Raw genomic sequence first — 19,367 nt, 5'->3', positions numbered from 1 at the left:
TATGGGCTTTTTTATTCTTTTATTTTTTCTTTCCAATTCTGAGGAAATTTTCATTTATTCTGGAGATAGAATTTTCTTTAATGTTGACTCTTCTTTTGTTTTAATTTATGGAAATGCGAAAACAAACCAAGGTAAATTAAGTCTTTCTGCCGATAGTATTTTATATGATTTAAATAAAAAAAAACTGACCGCTAAAGGAGAAGTTGTTTTTAATGATGGAAGTAGTGAAATAAAGGCAAAAGAAATGAGTTATGATGTGGATAGAGAAATTGGAGATGCTTATCAGGCAAAGACAGAGGTAGAGAATGGTTGGTTTTTTGGGAAAAGAATTAGATACTTTAAAGAAGGAAGTTTAAAAATAAAGGATGGATATTACACAACTTGTGAACTTGATCCTCCCCATTACTGGTTTTATTCTCCAAGGATGCGAATTAATATTGATGAGAGTTTAGTAGCTGAGCCTGTTATCCTTTTGGTGCAAGATATTCCTGTTTTCTTTGTCCCGTTTTATTTTCAATCAATAAAAAAGGAAAGAGCTTCAGGATTATTAAGGCCTGAGTTTGGGACTTCTTTTTATGGAGGAAATTACATAAAGAAAATAGGGTGGTATCAAACTTTAGGCCCCCACGCAGATCTTATTTTTTACTCAAATTATTATACTAAAAAGGGTATTAGCTTCCATATTGACGAGTTTAGATGGAATTTGCTTCCTTATAGTATTGGAGATTTCAGTGGTAGTTATATTAAAGAGAGAGAAAGTGGAAAAGAGAGATGGTTGATAAGAGGGAATACTAAAGGAGAAATGTGGGGGATTCGGTTGAATGCTGATACGAGGTTGGAGTCTGATAGAGATTATACAAAGGACTATGAGCCTGGAGAAGTTGAAAAAATTCTAGAGAAAGAGATAAATTATAGTTTATCATGGAATGGAGAAATTTTAGGGGCAAGAACAGATTTTGTTCTCGATCATCGCGAAAATCTTACTACAGAGGAAATTTATAAAAGATGGCCTTCAGTTAATTTAACTTTTCCAACATTTAAGATAGGTTTTGTTAATTTTAGAAGTTTTTATAAGTTTGTTAGAGATGAAACTAATCACTGGGCTTCTGGTTTCTCTGGAAGAACCAATTTAAATTTTAATTTGTATATTTTCAATTTAAATATGGGGATTTCTGGTGAGAGTGATTATTATGAAAGAGAGAATATTACAATTAACCACTGGGAGTCTTCTATGGCAATAAAAACAAATATATATGGAGTTTCCTTTTTTGGGATTCCTCCTATAAGTAAGTTTAGGCATATTGTTACTCCTTCGGTTTCTTTCTCTTATGCTCCTTACCCAAAAGAAGTTGAGGTTTCTCCAATTGCCGAGTTTTCTCTTCCTTATGGGCAAAGGTCATTTATTCTCTCTCTTTCAAACTTATTTCAATGTAAGATCAGAGATAAAAGATATGATTTTGCCTCAATAAACTTTTCCACTAACTATCGTCAAAAGGAAAAGGAATTTTCTCCTATATCTATTAACGGAAGTTTTTGGATAGGAGATTTTTTGAAACAAGATTATTCTACTTCTTATGATATAAAGGGAAAGGAGTTTGGATCTAAAAGAGTTAATACTTACTTAGAATTTAGAAGTAATGTTGAGGGTAATCCTTTTGATCTTTATCTAAGACATTCGATTGATTTTACTAAGGAGTCTCGCATCCAACAAGCTGATTTAGGAGTAGGGTTTAATCCTACTCCTAATTGGATTTTAAGGGTTAATGCTCATTATGATTTTGAAAGAAATAAAATTACAAACACAAGTGTGGATCTTAACCGAGATTTGCATTGTTGGCGTATTTTAATGTCTGTAAATAAGTTTGGAGAAGATTGGGATTATAGATTAAGTTTTGAGTTAAAGGGTATTCCTGAAGTTAAAATAACAAGAGAGACTCTGGGGGGATTAATGCCTTAATTTATGATTTAACGCACAACAACAAATTTACCCCTTCCAATTACTTCACCATTAGTTACTACAAGATAAATGTATAACCCTGAAGGAAGATCAATAATTATTGAGAAATCGTTTTCACCTTGAGGAACTTTATAGGAGCCTTTTTTATTCCCAGTTAAATCGTAAATTAAAATTTCTTTTCCTCCAAGGTTTCTTGCAGAAAAGTGAAGCTCTTCATTAATAGAAGCATTGAATGGATTTGGATAAACATCTACTTTGTAGAGATCCTTTTCGTTAAGATTTAACTCAAATTCATATAATCCCTTATAAGTGCAAATAAAAAGTTTATTGCGTTCAAGAATGTGAAGAGGAGAAATGACATCTTTTAGATCAAATGGTTCTAAATTCTTTAATTCTGAAGGTAAAGATTCCCAACTTCCATTGGGAGAAAGATAACTTAAACCTGTTGTAGAGTTATAACACCAAACTCCTTTTTTATAATCAGTAGCTAATCCATCAATCTTTCCTGTAGAATAACTTCTTTCAATACTTTCTCCAACAATATATACAAGTCCATTTTCTAAACCAGCCCATATATTCCCTATTAGATCTGAAGTCATTGAAGTTGTGCTTGAACCAAGATTTCCTCTTATTTTTATACACCTTCCGTCCTCTTTTAATATGTGAATACCTGCTCCACCATCTGTGGGAGAATTTCCACAATAAATTCCTTCTATTCCTTCAGCAAACACCCTTTTCCATTTAACTTCAGGATCTTGGTATATTCTCCAATCAAAAGAATTTTCGTTTGTTCTTTGCATTCTTAAGACATAACTCCCGTCTTTTCGTATAATTCCTATCCATAAGTTATCGTTTTTATCTATGAGCATTCCACTAATAGTTCTACCATAAAGAGGTGGAAGTATTGGGTATGGCATTGTATCTTTATTTGGCTCCCAACAAAATATAACAGGAATGTGGGAAGTATCATCTTTTTCAAACCAATACCAAAGTCCTAAATATATTCTACCTTTGGAGTCGGATTCTATATTAAAAAGATAGCCTCCAGGAAGGTTCCAGTTATTTCTTCTATTCACTATTTTCCATTTTTTTCCATCGAATACAGAAATACTTCTACTAAATTTATGAACCACATAAATTTTACCATCTGGAGTTTGAGTTAAGTCTGTTACTAAATTTGAAGAGATTCCCGGAGGGTAAATAAAATTAGAGGTTCCTTCAAATAAAATTCCTTCTCCTCTTACAACTAAAGCTAAAGAATCAGAAACCTTATAAAATCCTCTAATATCTCCTCCGTAAATCTTTTCCCAAATATTTCCGCTCCACTTATAAAGCCCTCCATTTGTTCCTATGTAAATCTTTTCATCTATTTCTTTAATGTCCCGAACTGTGTATTCCGAAAAACTCCCTGTATCAGATAAAATTTCTTTGCATCCCCAACTTCCACCAGCCCAGATTCCAAGATGAGAAACTAAAATAGAATAAGTTTCTCCTAAGGGTTTAATCAATAGTGTATCGTTTAAATTAGAAGATATTTTGTAAACACCTCTATTTGTTCCGACTAAAAAACAAGTGTCAAGGGGTAAGATTTCAAAAACTTTAAAGCCATAATCTTTATTTTCTACTTTTTTGGAAAGAGCGCCAAAATCTTTTAAGTTAAACCACTGAATTCCTCTTGAGGATCCGAGAAGAACTTTATCTTTATTTATCTTGATTGTATAGATGGAGGTGTCTGAGAAAAATAGAGAATTTATTTCCTGGAAATTTATTCTTTCTAGTCTTTTATTGAGAATTACGATGCCTCCATTTAGAAGAACAAAAACAGAATCTCCTCTTATGAAAATCTCTTTTGTTTTGTTAGAGGGGAGACCGGAAATAGAATTTATTGTGGCCCATGAACTATCTTCAGGATTAAAAGAAAGAATGCCTCCTTCGTCAGTTGTTATATAAATATAATCTGAATAAGCACTATTATTAAAGAGGCGAGTTTCTAAATAAAGATTGCTTTTATTTACTGTTATTGAAAGTAAAAATAGTAACATTTAATCACTGTTATTTTTAACTTTTTCCCAGATTGTTTCGAGGTCTTCTTGGGAAAGCTCTTTTATTTTCCTATTTTTTAATAATTTCTCAAGTTTGTAAAAGCGTTTTTCAAATTTATCATTCGCTCTTTGTAAGGCGATTTCTGGGTTAATATTTAGAAAATTTCCAAGATGTGCGACTGCGAAAAGTATGTCACCCAATTCTTCTATTTTTTCTTCTTTGTCTTTTGAGTTTTTAAGTTCTGTTAGTTCTTCTTCTATTTTTTCAAACACACCTTGAATATTTTCCCAGTCAAACCCTTTTCTTGAAGCTCTTTTCTGAATTTTAGCTGAACGAAGAAGAGCTGGTAATCCTCTCCCAATTTTCCAAGCTTTTGCTTTTATTTTTTCCCATTTTTCAAGGACTTCCTCTGAAGAAGTTGCTTTTTCATTTCCAAAAACATGGGGATGCCGTTCAATCATTTTCTTAGAAACTCTTTTTAAGATTTTTTTAAGGCTGATCCCTTTTTCTTCCAAAATAACACCCATCATAAGGACTGTCAGAAGGATATCTCCATATTCTTCAATAATTTTTTCTATGTCTTTTTTAGATACTTCAGAGTTAAGTTCGTAGGTTTCTTCTATGAGTTGAGGGATTAAACTTTCTAAAGTCTGTTCTCTATCCCAAGGGCATTTTTTTCTTAAAATTCTTACTAAATCTAAAAATTTATCCATAGGATTAAAAGTAAAGAAATTAACTTGCTGAGGAAAAAAGTTTAGAAATTTCTTCTTTATATTTTCCCAAAATTTTCCAGTTTTCTTTATGAGCTTTCATTTCATCTGTCTCTTCTAGTCCTTTTAGCTCTTTAAGGTCTTTTTCTATCTCTGCTTTTTGTCTTTTAGAAATATTAGGATTATCAAGCAGTTTTTCCATATTTTTTATATTTTCTTTTTGGCTTTCTTCTATCTGCATATAAGTGAAACATCCTAATATTTTATAAGAGGTTTTGAAGAAACTTTCACCAGTAAATCCATATTTTCTTAGAGCTTTGTCAAGTTCTTTCAGGAGGTTTTTTTCTAAATTAGAAATTTTTAGAAGAATAGTTTTATTACTGAACAGATCTTCAAGAGACTCTTCTTTCTCTTTCATAATCCTTTTTGCCACAGGGAAAGCTTTAATAAAAGATTTAACTTCTTTTTCGTTTAGTAAGAGGTCTTTAAATTCTTCTTTCTCAATGAAAGTAAAGCTTTCTTCTTTTTGAGTATTTTTTCTACAACTTATGACCTCAAAAGAAAAAAGTAAAGATAGGAGAAGTAAGTATTTAAAAAATTTCATATTTTTTCTTTTCTCCTTCTTGTTAGAGAGAATATTACAATAATATCTTTTTCTGTCAAGCGTGTTGTTTTTTAATCTTATTTAGAATTTCCTAATAATTTTATTAGCAAAGCTTGTTGGGCATAAAGGCGATTTTCAGCTTGATCAAAGACTATAGAATTTGGGCCATCTATTACATCTGGAGTTACTTCTTCACCTCTTTTAGCAGGTAGACAATGCATAAAAATAAAATCTTTTTTTGCGCAAGCAACAATTTCTTTATTTACCTGAAAAGAAGCGAAGGCTTTTCTCCTTTTCTTAGCTTCACTTTCGAAACCCATTGATGTCCAAACATCAGTGTATATTACATCTGCTCCTTCCGCGGCATCTTTTGGATTATTAGTAAGAATAATAGAACCGTTAGATTTTGTAGATAATTCCTTTGCTTTTTTTAAGATTTCTTCATTAGGTTCATATCCCTTTGGATGGGCTACTCTGAAATCCACCCCCATAAGGCCGGCTGCTAAAAGCATTGAATTGCAGACATTATTTCCATCTCCAATAAATGCTAATTTTATTTTTCGGAGATCTCCTTTCTTTTCATAAATTGTATAGAAATCTGCGATAATTTGACAGGGATGTTCTAAATCGGATAGTCCATTTATTACAGGAACTCTGGAGGCTTTAGCGAGTCTTTCTACAGTGGAGTGAGCGAAAGTTCTTGCCATTATTCCTGAAACCCACCTTGAGAGATTTTGTCCAATATCTTCAACAGTTTCTCTTTTATCAATTCCTATATCTTGAGGAGAAAGATATATTGCAGTTCCGCCAAGTTCGTAAATTCCAACTTCAAAAGTCACTCTAGTTCTAAGAGAAGGCTTTTCAAAAATCATAGCTAATACCTTCCCTTTTAAAGGAGATTTTTCAATTATTTTTTTCTTCTCTTTTTTTAGGGTATCAGTTTCTTTTATTATATTTAAAAATTCCTGCTCGTTTATATCTCTAATAGAGATAAAATCCTTCTTCATCTTTCCTCCTTTTTTTTCCCATATTCCATCTGAAACTTTAAAAATTCTTTTCTTGGAAGATGGTCTACAATTAAGATGCCATTTAAGTGTTCTATTTCGTGTTGAAGCATTCTTGCTACGAGACCTTCTCCTCTAAATTCAATTTCTTTTCCATCTTCATTAAATCCTCTTACCAAAACAATCTGAGCTCTTGAGATTTCGACAGATACTCCGGGTATAGATAGACAACCTTCTGCCATTAAGTCCTCTCCGCTTGCCTCTATAATTGTTGGATTTATAATTATTATTGGTTTTTCGTTTTTATCTTGTTTTCCTACAAGAACTTGACTTGCAACTCCTATTTGATTGGCGGCAAGTCCTATACCTTTTTCTTCTTCCATAACCTTAATCATCTCTTCTATAAGATAATGAATGTTTGAAAAATCCTTAACTTCTTTTGCTTTTTCTTTTAAAATTAAATCTGGATAAATTCTTATTCTACTCATTGTTCTTTTATTGTTATATTTAATTCTTTTAGTTCTTCCTCAGTAACTTTACCCGGAGAACTTTCCATAAGTCCAAGTCCACTTAATGTTTTAGGAAAAGCAATTACGTCTGTTATTGATTCTTCTTTTGCGAGAAGCATACATATTCTATCAAAACCTAAAGCAAAACCACCATGGGGAGGGGCTCCGAGAGAAAGAGCTTTAAGTAAAAAACCAAATTTTTTCCATGCTTCCTCTTCGCTCATCCCAAGAACTTTTAATAGTTTTAATTGGGTTTCTATTTTATGCGCTCTAATGCTACCTGAGCCTAATTCTATTCCATTAAGAACAAGATCATACTGATTCCCAATCAATTTTTCAGGATCCTTTTCTAAATCTTCTGGATTTAACGGTTCTGTAAAGATGTGATGAGAAGGAGTCCAAGTTTTATTTTGTTCATCCCATTCAAACATTGGGAAGTCCGTTACCCATAAAGGGCTCCAAGTTTTTTTGATAATAGACAACTCCTCTCCAAGTTTAATTCTTAAAGTTCCGAGAGGTATAAGGACTTCCTTTTCACTTTCTCCAGCTAAAAGAAAAAGTGTTTCGCCTTTCTCCAATTTAAAAATCTCAAGATTTTTGAAGTATTTTGCAAAAGGACCTTTGTAATTTCCACCTTCATTGATTAAAAACAAAAGACCTTTAGCTCCAGCTTCTTTTGTTATTTTTTCAAAATAACTTATTTCGCTACGAGTGAATAAGGATTTTGTTTTTATTCCTTTTATTTGTTTTGCCTTATTAAAAATGCCAAACTCTCCACTTTTGGCTTCTTTAGAATAGTCAACTATTAAAAGAGGATTCCTTAAATCTGGCTTATCAGTCCCATATTTATTTAACGCTTCTCTATAAGTGAGTCTAGGGAATGGGGTAGATAGTTCTTCTTTTAAACTTTCTTTAAAGAAAGCAGAGATTAATTCTTCTACAATTTTCAAAATATCTTCTCTTTCAGCGAAGGAGATTTCAAAATCTATTTGAGTGAATTCCAGCTGCCGATCTCCTCTCATATCTTCATCTCTAAAGCATTTTGAAATTTGGTAATATCTATCAAATCCTGCAACCATAAGGATTTGTTTATATAGTTGTGGAGATTGAGCAAGAGAATAGAATTTTCCTTTTTGTAATCTGGATGGGACAAGGAAGTCCCGAGCACCTTCAGGAGTTGGTGTTGCAAGGATTGGGGTTTCCACTTCGATGAAATTTTTTTTATTAAAAACTTCCCTTGCGATCTGCATTAACTTATGTCGTAAGATAAAATTGCTAATAGCTTTTTTTCTTCTTAGGTCAAGATATCTATATTTAAATCTTAACTCTTTTTCTGCTTGGATCTCCTCTTGAACCACAAATGGAGGAACTTCAGATGGATTTAAAACCTCAAAATTTGAAGCGTAAACTTCTATTTCTCCTGTTTCTATATTTTTATTAATCATGTCCTTAGGTCTTTTTCTAACTTCTCCTTGCACCAAAATCACCCATTCTAAGGAGATTCTTTTTACTTCTTGAATAGGTAGCTTTTCGCTTGAAAATACAATTTGAGTTATACCGTATCTATCCCAGAGATCCACAAAGATTATTTCTCCATGGTCTCTTATTTTTCTAACCCATCCTGCAATTTTTACAATTCTACCTGCATCTTTTGCTCTTAATTCACCACAATTTACATCTCTTAACATTGAAGCCTCTTTATAATCTCATTTAAAGGAATTTCTTCCTGTTTTCCACTTTGCATATTCTTCAGCTTTAAAACTCCCTTTTTTCGTTCATCTTCTCCTATTAAAATAACCCATTTGGCGTTTTGTCTATCAGCTTCTCTAAGCTGGGCTTTAGGACTTCTATTCATAGGATCTTTATCACAAGATAATCCAATTTTTCTTAACTCATCCATAACTTTCAAAGCCAAAATATTAGACTCCTTATCAAAAGTTACTAAATATACATCTAAGTTTGATTTACTCTCTTTTTCTGAATCTTTTAAAAGTAGAACTAGTCTATCTATTCCAATCGCGTAGCCTGAAGCAGGGATATCTTTTCCTCCTAAAAACTTAATAAGACCATCATATCTTCCTCCTCCACCCACTTCATTTTGTGCTCCAAGTTTGGAATGAGTAAACTCAAATACAGTTTTTGTGTAATAATCAAGACCTCTAACCAGATGAGTATTAATAATAAAATTAATTTTTAGTTTTGTAAGAAGTTCTTTGAGTTCCTCAAAGTGATTCCTACATTCTTCACAAAGGAAATCTATGGGGACAGGGACATTCATTAATTTATCTTTATCTTTTTTACAATCTAGGATTCTAATAGGATTTTCTGAATATCTTCTTTTGCAATCTTCGCAAAGATTCTCTAACTTTTTTCTTAAGTTTTCTTTTAGTTTAATAGAAAAATTTTTTCTACAACTTTGGCATCCAATTGAATTTATATTTAGAGTAATTCCTTTAATGTTTAATTCCTCAAAAATGTCTAATGCACTCTTTATTAATTCTACATCAGTTTCTGGAAAAGAAGATCCTATAACTTCAGCCCCAAATTGGTTAAACTCACGATATCTTCCTTTTTGTGGTCTTTCCTGTCTAAACATTCGTTCAATGTAATAAAATTTTTGAATCATTCCTTTTGTAAAGAGCCCATGTTGAATAAACATTCTCACAATTGAAGGAGTGCCTTCTGGTTTTAAAGTAATGCTTCTGCCTCCCATATCTTCGAAAGTAAACATTTCTTTTTTTACAATGTCAGTGGTTTCTCCTGTGGATTTCTTGAAAAGTTCTGTAAGTTCGAATGTTGGTAATCTAACTTCTTGGAAATTATAACTTTTCATTTTTTTCTCTATAGCAGATTCAACTTTCTTCCACTTTATTACTTCTTCAGGTAAAATATCTCTTGTTCCTTTCACATTTTTAAAAATAAAATCCAACCCCATTTTTATTTCCTCATTTGAGAGTTAGAAAAGTAAAGATTATTCCAGAGAAGTTTGAGAGGAAATCATAAAAACTTGGGGTCCTACTTCCAATTAAATATTGGTGAATTTCATCTATTCCAGCGAAAATCACAATGAATATTAAATATTTCCAACTCTTTTTATCAAAACCTAAAAAGAAAAAGAGAGTGAGAGTAGAGTAAAGAAAAAAATGAAAAACTTTGTCCAAACCTCTATTAGAAGGAAGAAATGTTTTTTGTGGTAAAGAAGTAACTGTAATAATAACCAAGAGCCAGATTAAAAAAGGGATTTTTTTCATTTTATAAAATGTATCTGCTTAGTTTTTCGTCACTTACGATCTTTTCTAACTCTTTTCTGACATAATCTTCATCTATTATAATTTTCTTTTGCGGTAGATCAGGTATTTCAAAGAGAAAGTCCTCCAGTAAAAGATTCATAACAGTTTGGAGCCTTCTTGCACCAATATTTTCACTAATTTCATTTGCTCTTTTTGAGTATTCTGCAATTAAAGTGAGAGCTCCTTCGGTAAATTCAAGTTCATATCCTTCAGCTTTAAACAAAGCTTTGTATTGTTTCACTAAAGAGTTCTCAGGTTCAATAAGAATTCTTCTAAAGTCTTCCTTTGTAAGGTCTTTAAATTCAACTCTAATAGGAAATCTACCCTGTAATTCTGGAATAAGATCTGAAGGTGAGGAGGAAGAAAAAGCCCCAGCAGAAATAAATAGAATGTGATCTGTATTTACAGGTCCATATTTAGTGTTAACAGTTGTTCCTTCTACAAGAGGGAGGAGATCTCGTTGAACTCCTTGACGAGAAACATCAGGTCCAACCTTAGAGTCAGAACCTATAATTTTGTCTATCTCATCAATAAATATTATGCCTAAGTTTTCTACTTTTCTTCTGCTTTCTTCGATAACTTCGTCTCTATCTATAAGTTTATCAGCCTCTTCTTTTATAAATATTTCCCTTGCTTCTCTAACAGTTACGAATTTTTTCTTGGTTGATTTAGGCATTAGAGTAGAGAAGGCGTCTTGAATTCCTACAGTGAATTGTTCAGGACCAACAGCTCCAAGAATTTCAATGAAAGGTAAATCTTGTTTTTTAAGATCTAATTCTACTTTTCTATCTTCAAATTCTCCATTTCTTAATCTGATTCTCATTTTTTCTCTTGTTTCTTTCATAGATTCATCACTGGAAGGGACAAGTAAGTCCAAAAGTTTTTCTTCTGCAAGTTTTGAAGCTTTTTCCCAAACCTCTTCTCTTTTCTTTGATTGAACCATCTTGACTGCTACATCCATTAGACTTCTCACCATTGATTCCACATCTCTTCCCACATAACCAATCTCAGTAAATTTCGTAGCTTCTGTTTTTATAAATGGAGCCTTTATTATAAGGGATAAGCGTCTTGCGATTTCAGTTTTACCCACACCTGTTGGTCCAATCATTATTATGTTATTTGGATATATTTCTTTCCTCATAGACTCTTCAACTTTTTGCCTTCTCCATCGATTTCTAATAGCAATTGCTACAGCTTTTTTTGCCTCGTCTTGTCCTATTATATATCTATCTAACTCCCTAACAATATCTTTTGGTTTTATATCTAATTCATCTTTTGTTTCATCTTCTAATTTGAATTCTTCTATTTCTTTCATTTTATCACCTCTATTGAAATGTTATCATTTGTATAAACGCAAATTTCAGAAGCGAGTTTTATTGATATCTCGACAATTGAAGGGGCGTCTAGAGAAGAATATCTTATTAAAGCCCTTGCTGCTGATATTGCATATGCTCCTCCTGAACCTATCCCTATTAGACCATCATCCGGTCTAATTACTTCTCCACTTCCAGATAAAATAAAAGATTCTTCTTTATTCATTACTCCAAGAAGAGCTTCTAATCTTCTTAGATATTTATCTTTTCTCCATTGCTTTGCAAATTCAATAACTGCTTTAGAAATATTTTTTGGGTATTTATTTATTTGTTCTTCAAACATAGAGCATAGAGTTAGTGAATCTGCAACAGAACCTGCAAAACCTACAAGAACTTCTCCTTCTCTTAGAACCTGTATTTTTTTTGCGTTAGCTTTTAGTATTGTTTCGTTAAATGTGACCTGTCCATCACTCCCCATAGCGACAATTCCATCTTTTCTAACACCTAAGATTGTTGTTCCATGTAAGATCATTTTCGGAGCTCCATTTAGTCTTCTAAAACTTCATAATTTGGAGGTTCTTTTATTATTTTTACATTGTGAGGATGGCTTTCTGTAAGACCAGCTGTGGTTACCCGAATAAATTTTGCCTTTTTCCTTAATTCTTTTATATTTCTTGCGCCTACATAACCCATACCTGCTCTAAGACCTCCTTCAAGTTGGAAGAGAACCTCACTCACTGGGCCTTTGTGAGGGACCCGAGAAACAACTCCCTCAGGAACTAATTTTCCTGTTTGAAAATAACGATCTTTGCTTCCCTTTTCCATTGCATCAATAGAACCCATTCCTCTATAAACTTTGAATCTTCTCCCTTCTAAAAGCATGGATTCTCCAGGAGCTTCATCTGTTCCTGCGAGGAGATTTCCTATCATAACAGAATCTGCTCCTCCAGCAAGCGCTTTAGTAATGTCTCCCGAGAAGACAATTCCTCCATCAGCTATTATAGGAACTTTACCTTTTACAGCTTTTGCTACTCTCTGAATAGCAGTTAATTGGGGTACACCTATGCCACTTATGACTCTGGTTGTACAAATAGAGCCAGGCCCAACCCCTACTTTTATACCATCTACATCAAGTTTTAATAGCTCTTTTGCTGCTTCCTCAGTCACTACGTTCCCAACAATAAGATCTTTATCACAGATTTTTCGTAATTTTTTTGTTACTTCAAAGACTTTTTTAGTGTAACCATGAGCTGTGTCTATAACGAGGCAATCAACTCCTGCAGAAAGAAGTTCTTTGGCTCTATCTATAGTATCTTCTCCAACACCTACAGCTGCACCGCAATAAAGGCGTCCTTCCTCATCTATGTTAGCTCTTGGAAATTCTTTTCTTTTTAAAATATCTCTAAGGGTGATCAGACCTACTAAGCGGTCATCATTATCCACTAAAGGAAGTTTTTCTACTTTATGTTTTCTAAATAATTCTTTTACTTTTTCTATTGAAATGCCTTTTTCTCCTGTAATCAATTTTTCCCTTGGTGTCATAATTTCTTTAATTTTTTTTGTTTCATCTTCTTCAAATATTAAATCACTTTTTGTTATTATACCTTTCAATCTGCCGTCCTCACTAACTACCGGAACTCCAGAAATTTTATAAGCTTTCATTATTTCCTTAACTTCACGAATTGTAAAGGAGGGGCTAACTGTTATAGGATCAGGGATGAGAACGCTTTCAAATCTTTTCACCTTTCTTACTTGGTTTGCTTGTGCTTCTATTGATAGGTTTCTGTGAATAATTCCGAGGCCCCCTTGTAAAGCAATTGCAATTGCCATTTCTTCTTCTGTTACAGTATCCATAGCTGCAGATACAATGGGAAGTTTAAGGCCGATATTTCTGCTGAATTTACTATTAATATCTACCTCCTGGGGTAGAACTTCAGAATACCCAGGTTCTAATAGAACGTCTCCAAATGTTAACCCTATATCAAGTTTTTTCTCTCTTGGCAAAAGGAACTCCTTTCAGTAAACTACCTTTAAATACAATGTTTGCTTCTCCAGTAAGCCAGAGTCTATTTTCACTTTCTCTTTCTGTTTCAAATTCTCCACCTCTCATTTTAACTTTAAGTTTATTTTTTCCAGTTTCCTCCATTACAAAGAATGATACGGAGGCAATTCCTGAAGAGCAGGAAAGAGTTTCTCCCTCTACACCTCGTTCAAAAACTCTCATATAAACGAAGCCATTTTCTTCTCTGAACCAATCTACATTATTTCTTCCAGGGATAGCGTTCGAGAGTTTAGGCCCATCTATCTGGAGATTAATTTTGTCTACATCGTTTACAGGAATTACATAGTGGGGAACACCGCATTCAACAATAGCTCCTTTTTTTCTTCTTTCTAAAATTTTTAAAGGAGGCATAAGAGCTGATACAGTTCCATTTTTATTATAAACAAGCTGAACAATCCCTGATTCTGTTTCAATTTCATCTTTTTCTTTTACCTTTCCTTTCATATATAACAAACGAAAGAAAACTCTTACTGCATTCCCGCAGAAAGGGACGTTGCTTCCGTCTGGATTGTAAAATTTCATTTTTTTTCCATTCATTACAACAAGACCATCTCCCCCAACTCCATATCTTCTATTTAATATCCAAACGGCAAGTTTAGAATAATCATATTTTGGATTATAATTCATTAGGACAAAATCGTTTCCTCCTCCTTCTCCTTTTATAAAGTTAACCATTTTTTTCCTCCAAAAGTCCTAAGTCTTTTAATACCACATTCATTATTTCAGGTTCTATCACTTTCTTCTTTTCGAGGAAAGCCTCTAATAAGGCATTTTCACATATTATATTGATAGATCTTGGCTTTCCTCTTGAAAATTTATGAATTAAATTTAAAGAAGCTTCAGTAAAAGGCATAGAGCTTCCTCCTGCAACTTTAATACGATGAGCTATATATTCTTTTACGGTGGGGAGATCTAAAGGTTGGAGAGTTGTTCTTACAGCAGTTCTTTCGTATAAAGCTTCATCTTGTTTGAGATTCTCTTCCATTTCTGGTAAGCCAAAAATTACAAAGTTCAAAAGGTGATGAGAATCAGCTTCAATATTAAGAAGACCTCTAATTTCTTCCATTGTGTCTTTTTTTCTAAGCATATTTCCTTCATCTATTAATACTGCAACTTTCTTCTTTTTTTCATAATACTCCTGCAATTTGTCATATAATCCAGTAATTATTTTTTCTCTATCATCTCCTTTATCTTCAACCCCTAATTGTAAAGAAATTTTTTTAAGAAACCATCCAGCTGAGACATCTGGATGTATTACTATTAGAAGAGAAACCTCATAAGATTCATCAGAGGATAGCATATTAAGTAATCTTCTTGCCAATGTTGTTTTTCCCATTCCTATATCAGCTACTAAAAGAGAAAGCCCTAATCTATTATCAATACAATGAAGGATCTTTTTTAAAGCCTTAGAATGCTGAGGGCTATCATAATAAAACCTCTCATCTGGAGAAGTAGAAAAAGGCTTCTCTTTTAATCCAAAAAAGCTTTCGTAATCCATTTATTTTATAAAATAAATATAAGCAAAAAATTTTTTTGTCAAGGATTAAGACAAAGTTCTTTTTATATTTTTGAGGTTGAAGAATTTTGAATAAAGAAGTTTTAGAAAATTAGAAAATAAAAGGTTGACAAAATTTTATTTTAGAACATTATTTTAGGAGAATTTAAAAAGGGATTAAAGATGAAACTTAGATATGATATGTTGACACATGGTGTGAATATAGTTTGCACTAAATACGAAGGGAAATTTAGTGGTCTTGCAGTCGCTTGGGCCACACAAATTGATGTGGATCGGATTCTAATTTGTGTTGGTTCACAGAGTTATACAAGAGAACTTATATTGAAGTCCAAGATATTTGGCTTAAGTGTTCTTGCTAAAGGACAGGAAGAAATTGCTAGAAAATTTGGTAGGCAATCAAGTAAAAAAGTTGATAAATTTAAAAATATAGCTTATCATACACTTAAGACAGGTTCTCCTCTTCTAAATGATTGTATTGCGGTATTCGACTGTGAGGTAGAAAAAGTTTTTGATTACAACGATACAAAGTTAATTGTTGGAAAAATTGTTGCAGCTGAGTTTATAAGAAAAGAATATGAACCTCTTGTATATAAAGAAAAAGATTACTGAATTTTATTAAAAATAAACTAGTTAAACAGATTTATTGCTAAAAACGTATTAAACCCTTTATTTGTTTTGCTATACTGATATATTAACTTAAGACATTTAATTGCTTGATATTAAATAACTTGTATTTTAAAAGATGAAGTTTAATAAGATAGGTTTTATTTAATTAGGATTAATTTTTTTGTTTGGGAAAAATTGTTTGCTTCGATTTTGTAGAAATAAACCCCTTTCGGAAGATTTGCTCCTGAGAAGGTAATAGAATGGTATCCGGCCTCTTTTTTCTCGTCCAATATAATAGCCAATTTTTCCCCTATTAGATTGTAAATGGTTATTTTGACTTGGGTTTCTTCTGGTAAGCCAAAGTCAATATTAGTGATTGAGTTGAATGGATTTGGGTAGTTTTGTTTGATAAAATATTGCTTAGGAATTTGGGAAGAGTCGGGATTGTTTACATTTCCTTCTCCTTTTCTGATTTCCATAGCACTTAATTTTGCATTATTAATTTTTGTGATAAAATTAATGTTTAGTTCGCCGTCTTTTAATTCTACGGGTATAACCACATCGTAAGCTGTATTCTTCTCTGTCCTAAAAAGAAGGTCTAGATTCCGGATGAGATGTTCCCCTTCGGCCTCAACATGAAATATTCTACTTCCAGGATTTTCCCAATATATTTCGGCAAATTTTAATACCAACTCGTAAAAACCATTTTCAAGAGGAATATTATAACTAAAATCGCCATAGCGTTCGCTCTGGTAAAGTTTATCGTCTAAAGTGCCTTCTATAGGATTTGTTGTAGAGTAAATAGAGCCACCAGAAACCCATCCTGTGGTAGCATCGTTTATATATTCTATTCCATCTTTCGATAAATAAGTTTCGCCTCCTGAATTTATGGCAAAAATTACCTCGCCATTTCCTCCATCCTTTGTTGTCACTAAAAGTTCGTTAGTAGGATTAGAAATGTGTTGGGTATTATATGAACGAATCCGATATTTATAAGCTGTGTTTTTTAATAGACCTGTTTCCAAATAAGATGTATCAGAGGTTGTATCGAGGGTTTTAAAACCTTCCTTTGTGTTTATCTCTACAATATAACCTATGTTCTCTCCCTCTACAGGACTCCATGATAAGAGAATTTGACTTGAATTTAAGGTAAGTCCTCTTAAATTTTCTGGAGGTTCTGGAATTCCTATGCTTGGTTTCGCTTTCCCCTCAATTTTAATGGTAATGCCGCTATTGGTTATTGTTCCAGACCAATTTATTTTTAAATGAGATTGATCTCCATTTCCAGTGCGGAGATAGGTAGTCTTTATTCCATTTACTTGGACTATATCTATAGAATCGGTATACAGATCCCATACATAAATAGATGAAACCTCTATTGAGTTGTCCGGAATGAAAACAATTTGTTGATTTTGATAGGAATCACCATAGGTAGTGTAACTTATTTTTGCATAACCATCCGGAGTGATTATTAGAGCATTTTGGAGTTCGTGATTTAACGAGTCAAAGAGAATGGGTTCAAGCCACAATTCTTTTGAATATTTGTTGTAATGAAAGCCTATTAAGTTGTAATAATTACGCCATAAAACAGGAATGCTAATATACTGATTGGTTCCAGAGGAACTTGTAGCTATCCAGGTTGGCAAAGAAACCTTTGGAGGAATTCCAAGCTGTTCATTAAACACAAGATTTCTGTTGAGATAGTTTCGTTCATACATATCTTTTTGGAGCCGAAGCCATATATTAGAGCGACGAGTTTGTAAAGAAAATCCTCCAAAATGCCCAACGAGATAAGGTTGCCATTCTGAGTAAGAACCATTTGGATAACCTAGACCTTTATTTAAAGGATCGTAATAATTAAAAAGTGTATAATAAAGAGCGTCCAATTTTTGTTTCTCCCAGAAAGGATCGAATTTTAAGAAATTGGCAATCCACGGACCACCTAAAGCACTCTCACAATAAATTCCACAAGGATAAGTGTTATCTAACCATCTCTTTTCAAAATTTTCCACTGCGACTTCAAAAGCATTTTGGTAAATACTTGCTATTTCCACTTCTCCCATAATCTTTGCCAAATAACTCATAATTTGATAAGCCACAATTGATAGACCAGTATTGTAAGCTTGGGAATTACCACCAGCATCGTAGGTACTTAAAGAGCTTTCAAAAGTATAAGGATACTCTGAGCTCCCATAGAGTTGGACCTGGGTAAGGATTCGTTCCCCAGCTTTTTTTAGATAAGGCCAGAAATAAGAAAGTTTATCCAAATCTGCGGTTGCGATAAATGCCTCGTAAACAGAAATTATAAACCCACAATTCAAATCAACCCACTCATATATAGGTCGGTAATCAGGATGTTCTGTATCGTCCCATTCGCAGTAATTAAAATTTGTTCCAAAATCGTGATGAATTTGGCCAGGATAGTTCATTATATGTTGAGTTCTGGCCCACCATTTTAATTCCTGCCAGGCAAGATTGGGATTTATCATTGTATAAATTTGTCTTGCATGCCACATTTGGTCCATAGTCCCTTCAGGACTCCACTGTCCCTCAGTGTGGCAATACCGACCATCTTGAAAATAAACACTGTTATTGATAAGATTAATTGTTGAGTTAAGAGTTTGATCAATAAGCCACTCAGGTAGATTAGAACTTCGCATTCTTAGTACTAGTTCTTCAGCCTTACTCTTAAAAGCATCAAAATTGTGAAGCGCTGAGATAGCTACCTCTTTAGCATTATTCCAGAAGTTAGTGTATTGGTAGTGTTCTTTTTCGTTGGGTTTGTACCATGCAAGAATAAAACGAAGGCTTCTTTTTTCATATGAAGATAATGAGACTCTTATTGCAACACGGTTTGTTGTTCCCGTAAGAGTGTTGTTGCAAAGACCACTTGTAAAAAAGCCGGTGTCATTTCCATAGGTTAGATTACCTGAACCATTATGTATTTTCCCAATAAGACAGAGTTCAAGAGATGAATCGCTTGCTAAAAGTCCTGTGTCGGGGATTCCAACTGGTGTAATAGGTGTATTGATTTGAAAGGCAATGGCGACTGTTACATAAGAGCTTTCTAAATTTTCAACTGTAAACTCAAATGTTGCTCCTGGATGACATAATAGTGGTAGAGAATCGGGGTAATAGGGGAGATAGGCAGTCATTTTTACACCTACATTATTCCATTTTCCAAAGTTTACCCAATGTAGAGGAAAAACTGCATCATCATCTACCCTTCCATTAATCTCTTGGGCTTTCAATAAGGCACAAGTCAATATTGAATCTCCTCTTTGAGTGAATAGTTGAAATTGTGTATTCGGTAAGTTCTGATAATCTCCATTTCTGGTAGGGGTTCGAAAATTTGCCGTAAATTTTCCACTACAAGCGCTATATTTTATAGCTCCTGTTCCTACACCTCCAAGAGGAAGGCCTGTTGTTCCATCTGTTTTTCCTAAAAGAGAAAGAGATAAAAAGAGAATAAAAATATTTTTATTTTTCATCTCTTTAATTATAATAAAATTTCTAAAAATGTCAAATAAAAAAGAGAAGTTTTTAATGGAAAAGCCTAAAGAGAGAGTTGTCTTTAAAATAACGTTGTTTATTAATAAGTAATAAAAATTTTACGAATGAAAAATTTTTGTATTCTGCAAAAGAGAGCTTGCAAAATGCAATTTGTTTAAAATTTTATCTATTTGGGATTCAATATCTTAATTTTTGGAACAGAAATTGTATATTTGATAAATGGTTCTTTGAAAATTTAGC

16 protein-coding genes are annotated in these 19,367 nt (G+C 32.9%); 2 read left to right on the top strand and 14 right to left on the bottom strand.

The features are described 5' to 3' along the window. Nucleotide 1: 1 nt before the first annotated feature. Nucleotides 2-1,957: a putative LPS assembly protein LptD gene (locus tag ABIN61_07000; protein ID MEO0293949.1), complete on the top strand. Its 1,956-nt coding sequence runs from the start codon at nucleotides 2-4 to the stop codon at nucleotides 1,955-1,957. Between the two features lie 8 nt (nucleotides 1,958-1,965). Here ABIN61_07000 and ABIN61_06995 read toward each other — a convergent pair whose 3' ends face one another. The 13 genes from ABIN61_06995 to ABIN61_06935 all read right to left on the bottom strand — a co-directional run bounded on the left by ABIN61_06995 (nucleotide 1,966) and on the right by ABIN61_06935 (nucleotide 14,990). Then, nucleotides 1,966-3,999 (bottom strand): T9SS type A sorting domain-containing protein, encoded by a 2,034-nt coding sequence (locus tag ABIN61_06995; protein ID MEO0293948.1) that lies wholly within the window; start codon nucleotides 3,997-3,999, stop codon nucleotides 1,966-1,968. Next, nucleotides 4,000-4,713, bottom strand: coding sequence for a nucleoside triphosphate pyrophosphohydrolase (gene mazG, locus ABIN61_06990; GenBank protein ID MEO0293947.1), 714 nt, complete (start codon nucleotides 4,711-4,713; stop codon nucleotides 4,000-4,002). A 19-nt stretch (nucleotides 4,714-4,732) separates the two neighbouring features. Beyond that, nucleotides 4,733-5,314 carry a hypothetical protein gene (locus tag ABIN61_06985; GenBank protein MEO0293946.1) on the bottom strand — a complete coding sequence of 194 codons (582 nt, stop codon included), beginning with the start codon at nucleotides 5,312-5,314 and terminating at the stop codon, nucleotides 4,733-4,735. Nucleotides 5,315-5,391: 77 nt separating this feature from the next. Then, nucleotides 5,392-6,321: an ornithine carbamoyltransferase gene (argF, locus tag ABIN61_06980; protein MEO0293945.1), complete on the bottom strand. Its 930-nt coding sequence runs from the start codon at nucleotides 6,319-6,321 to the stop codon at nucleotides 5,392-5,394. After that, complete coding sequence (def, locus tag ABIN61_06975) at nucleotides 6,318-6,806, bottom strand: peptide deformylase (GenBank protein ID MEO0293944.1); 489 nt, start codon at nucleotides 6,804-6,806, stop codon at nucleotides 6,318-6,320. Before def ends, argF begins: the two co-directional genes overlap by 4 nt. After that, the gene (gene aspS, locus ABIN61_06970; GenBank protein MEO0293943.1) at nucleotides 6,803-8,515 is read right to left on the bottom strand and encodes an aspartate--tRNA ligase; all 1,713 of its coding nucleotides are present in this window, start codon (nucleotides 8,513-8,515) and stop codon (nucleotides 6,803-6,805) included. The genes def and aspS overlap by 4 nt, the downstream gene beginning before the upstream one ends. After that, on the bottom strand, nucleotides 8,509-9,762 hold the full coding sequence (gene hisS / locus ABIN61_06965) for a histidine--tRNA ligase (GenBank protein ID MEO0293942.1): 1,254 nt from the start codon (nucleotides 9,760-9,762) through the stop codon (nucleotides 8,509-8,511). The genes aspS and hisS overlap by 7 nt, the downstream gene beginning before the upstream one ends. Nucleotides 9,763-9,772: 10 nt before the next feature. Next, the gene (locus ABIN61_06960) at nucleotides 9,773-10,078 is read right to left on the bottom strand and encodes a VanZ family protein (GenBank protein MEO0293941.1); all 306 of its coding nucleotides are present in this window, start codon (nucleotides 10,076-10,078) and stop codon (nucleotides 9,773-9,775) included. 1 nt (nucleotide 10,079) lies between these two features. Next, on the bottom strand, nucleotides 10,080-11,432 hold the full coding sequence (hslU, locus tag ABIN61_06955) for an ATP-dependent protease ATPase subunit HslU (GenBank protein ID MEO0293940.1): 1,353 nt from the start codon (nucleotides 11,430-11,432) through the stop codon (nucleotides 10,080-10,082). Beyond that, the gene (gene hslV, locus ABIN61_06950) at nucleotides 11,429-11,962 is read right to left on the bottom strand and encodes an ATP-dependent protease subunit HslV (GenBank protein MEO0293939.1); all 534 of its coding nucleotides are present in this window, start codon (nucleotides 11,960-11,962) and stop codon (nucleotides 11,429-11,431) included. The genes hslU and hslV overlap by 4 nt, the downstream gene beginning before the upstream one ends. Nucleotides 11,963-11,976: 14 nt before the next feature. Further along, nucleotides 11,977-13,434: an IMP dehydrogenase gene (guaB, locus tag ABIN61_06945; GenBank protein MEO0293938.1), complete on the bottom strand. Its 1,458-nt coding sequence runs from the start codon at nucleotides 13,432-13,434 to the stop codon at nucleotides 11,977-11,979. Continuing rightward, a complete protein-coding gene (gene dapF / locus ABIN61_06940; GenBank protein MEO0293937.1) occupies nucleotides 13,412-14,167 on the bottom strand; it encodes a diaminopimelate epimerase in 756 nt (251 codons plus the stop codon). Before dapF ends, guaB begins: the two co-directional genes overlap by 23 nt. Next, nucleotides 14,160-14,990, bottom strand: a complete 831-nt coding sequence (locus ABIN61_06935) for an AAA family ATPase (protein MEO0293936.1) — start codon at nucleotides 14,988-14,990, stop codon at nucleotides 14,160-14,162. The genes dapF and ABIN61_06935 overlap by 8 nt, the downstream gene beginning before the upstream one ends. Before the next feature lie 180 nt (nucleotides 14,991-15,170). Between ABIN61_06935 and ABIN61_06930 the strand changes: the two genes are divergently transcribed. After that, nucleotides 15,171-15,617 (top strand): flavin reductase family protein, encoded by a 447-nt coding sequence (locus tag ABIN61_06930; GenBank protein MEO0293935.1) that lies wholly within the window; start codon nucleotides 15,171-15,173, stop codon nucleotides 15,615-15,617. Between the two features lie 155 nt (nucleotides 15,618-15,772). On the opposite strand, the gene ABIN61_06925 is transcribed toward ABIN61_06930, so the two are convergent. Next, the gene (locus ABIN61_06925) at nucleotides 15,773-19,105 is read right to left on the bottom strand and encodes a malectin domain-containing carbohydrate-binding protein (protein ID MEO0293934.1); all 3,333 of its coding nucleotides are present in this window, start codon (nucleotides 19,103-19,105) and stop codon (nucleotides 15,773-15,775) included. Nucleotides 19,106-19,367 lie beyond the last annotated feature (262 nt).

It is taken from the genome of candidate division WOR-3 bacterium (assembly GCA_039804165.1).
GTDB lineage: Bacteria > Hydrothermota > UBA3072 > UBA3072 > UBA3072 > JAFGHJ01.
The sequence above is the reverse complement of the archived record's forward strand: the minus strand, read 5'-3'. Positions and strand labels throughout refer to the sequence as shown.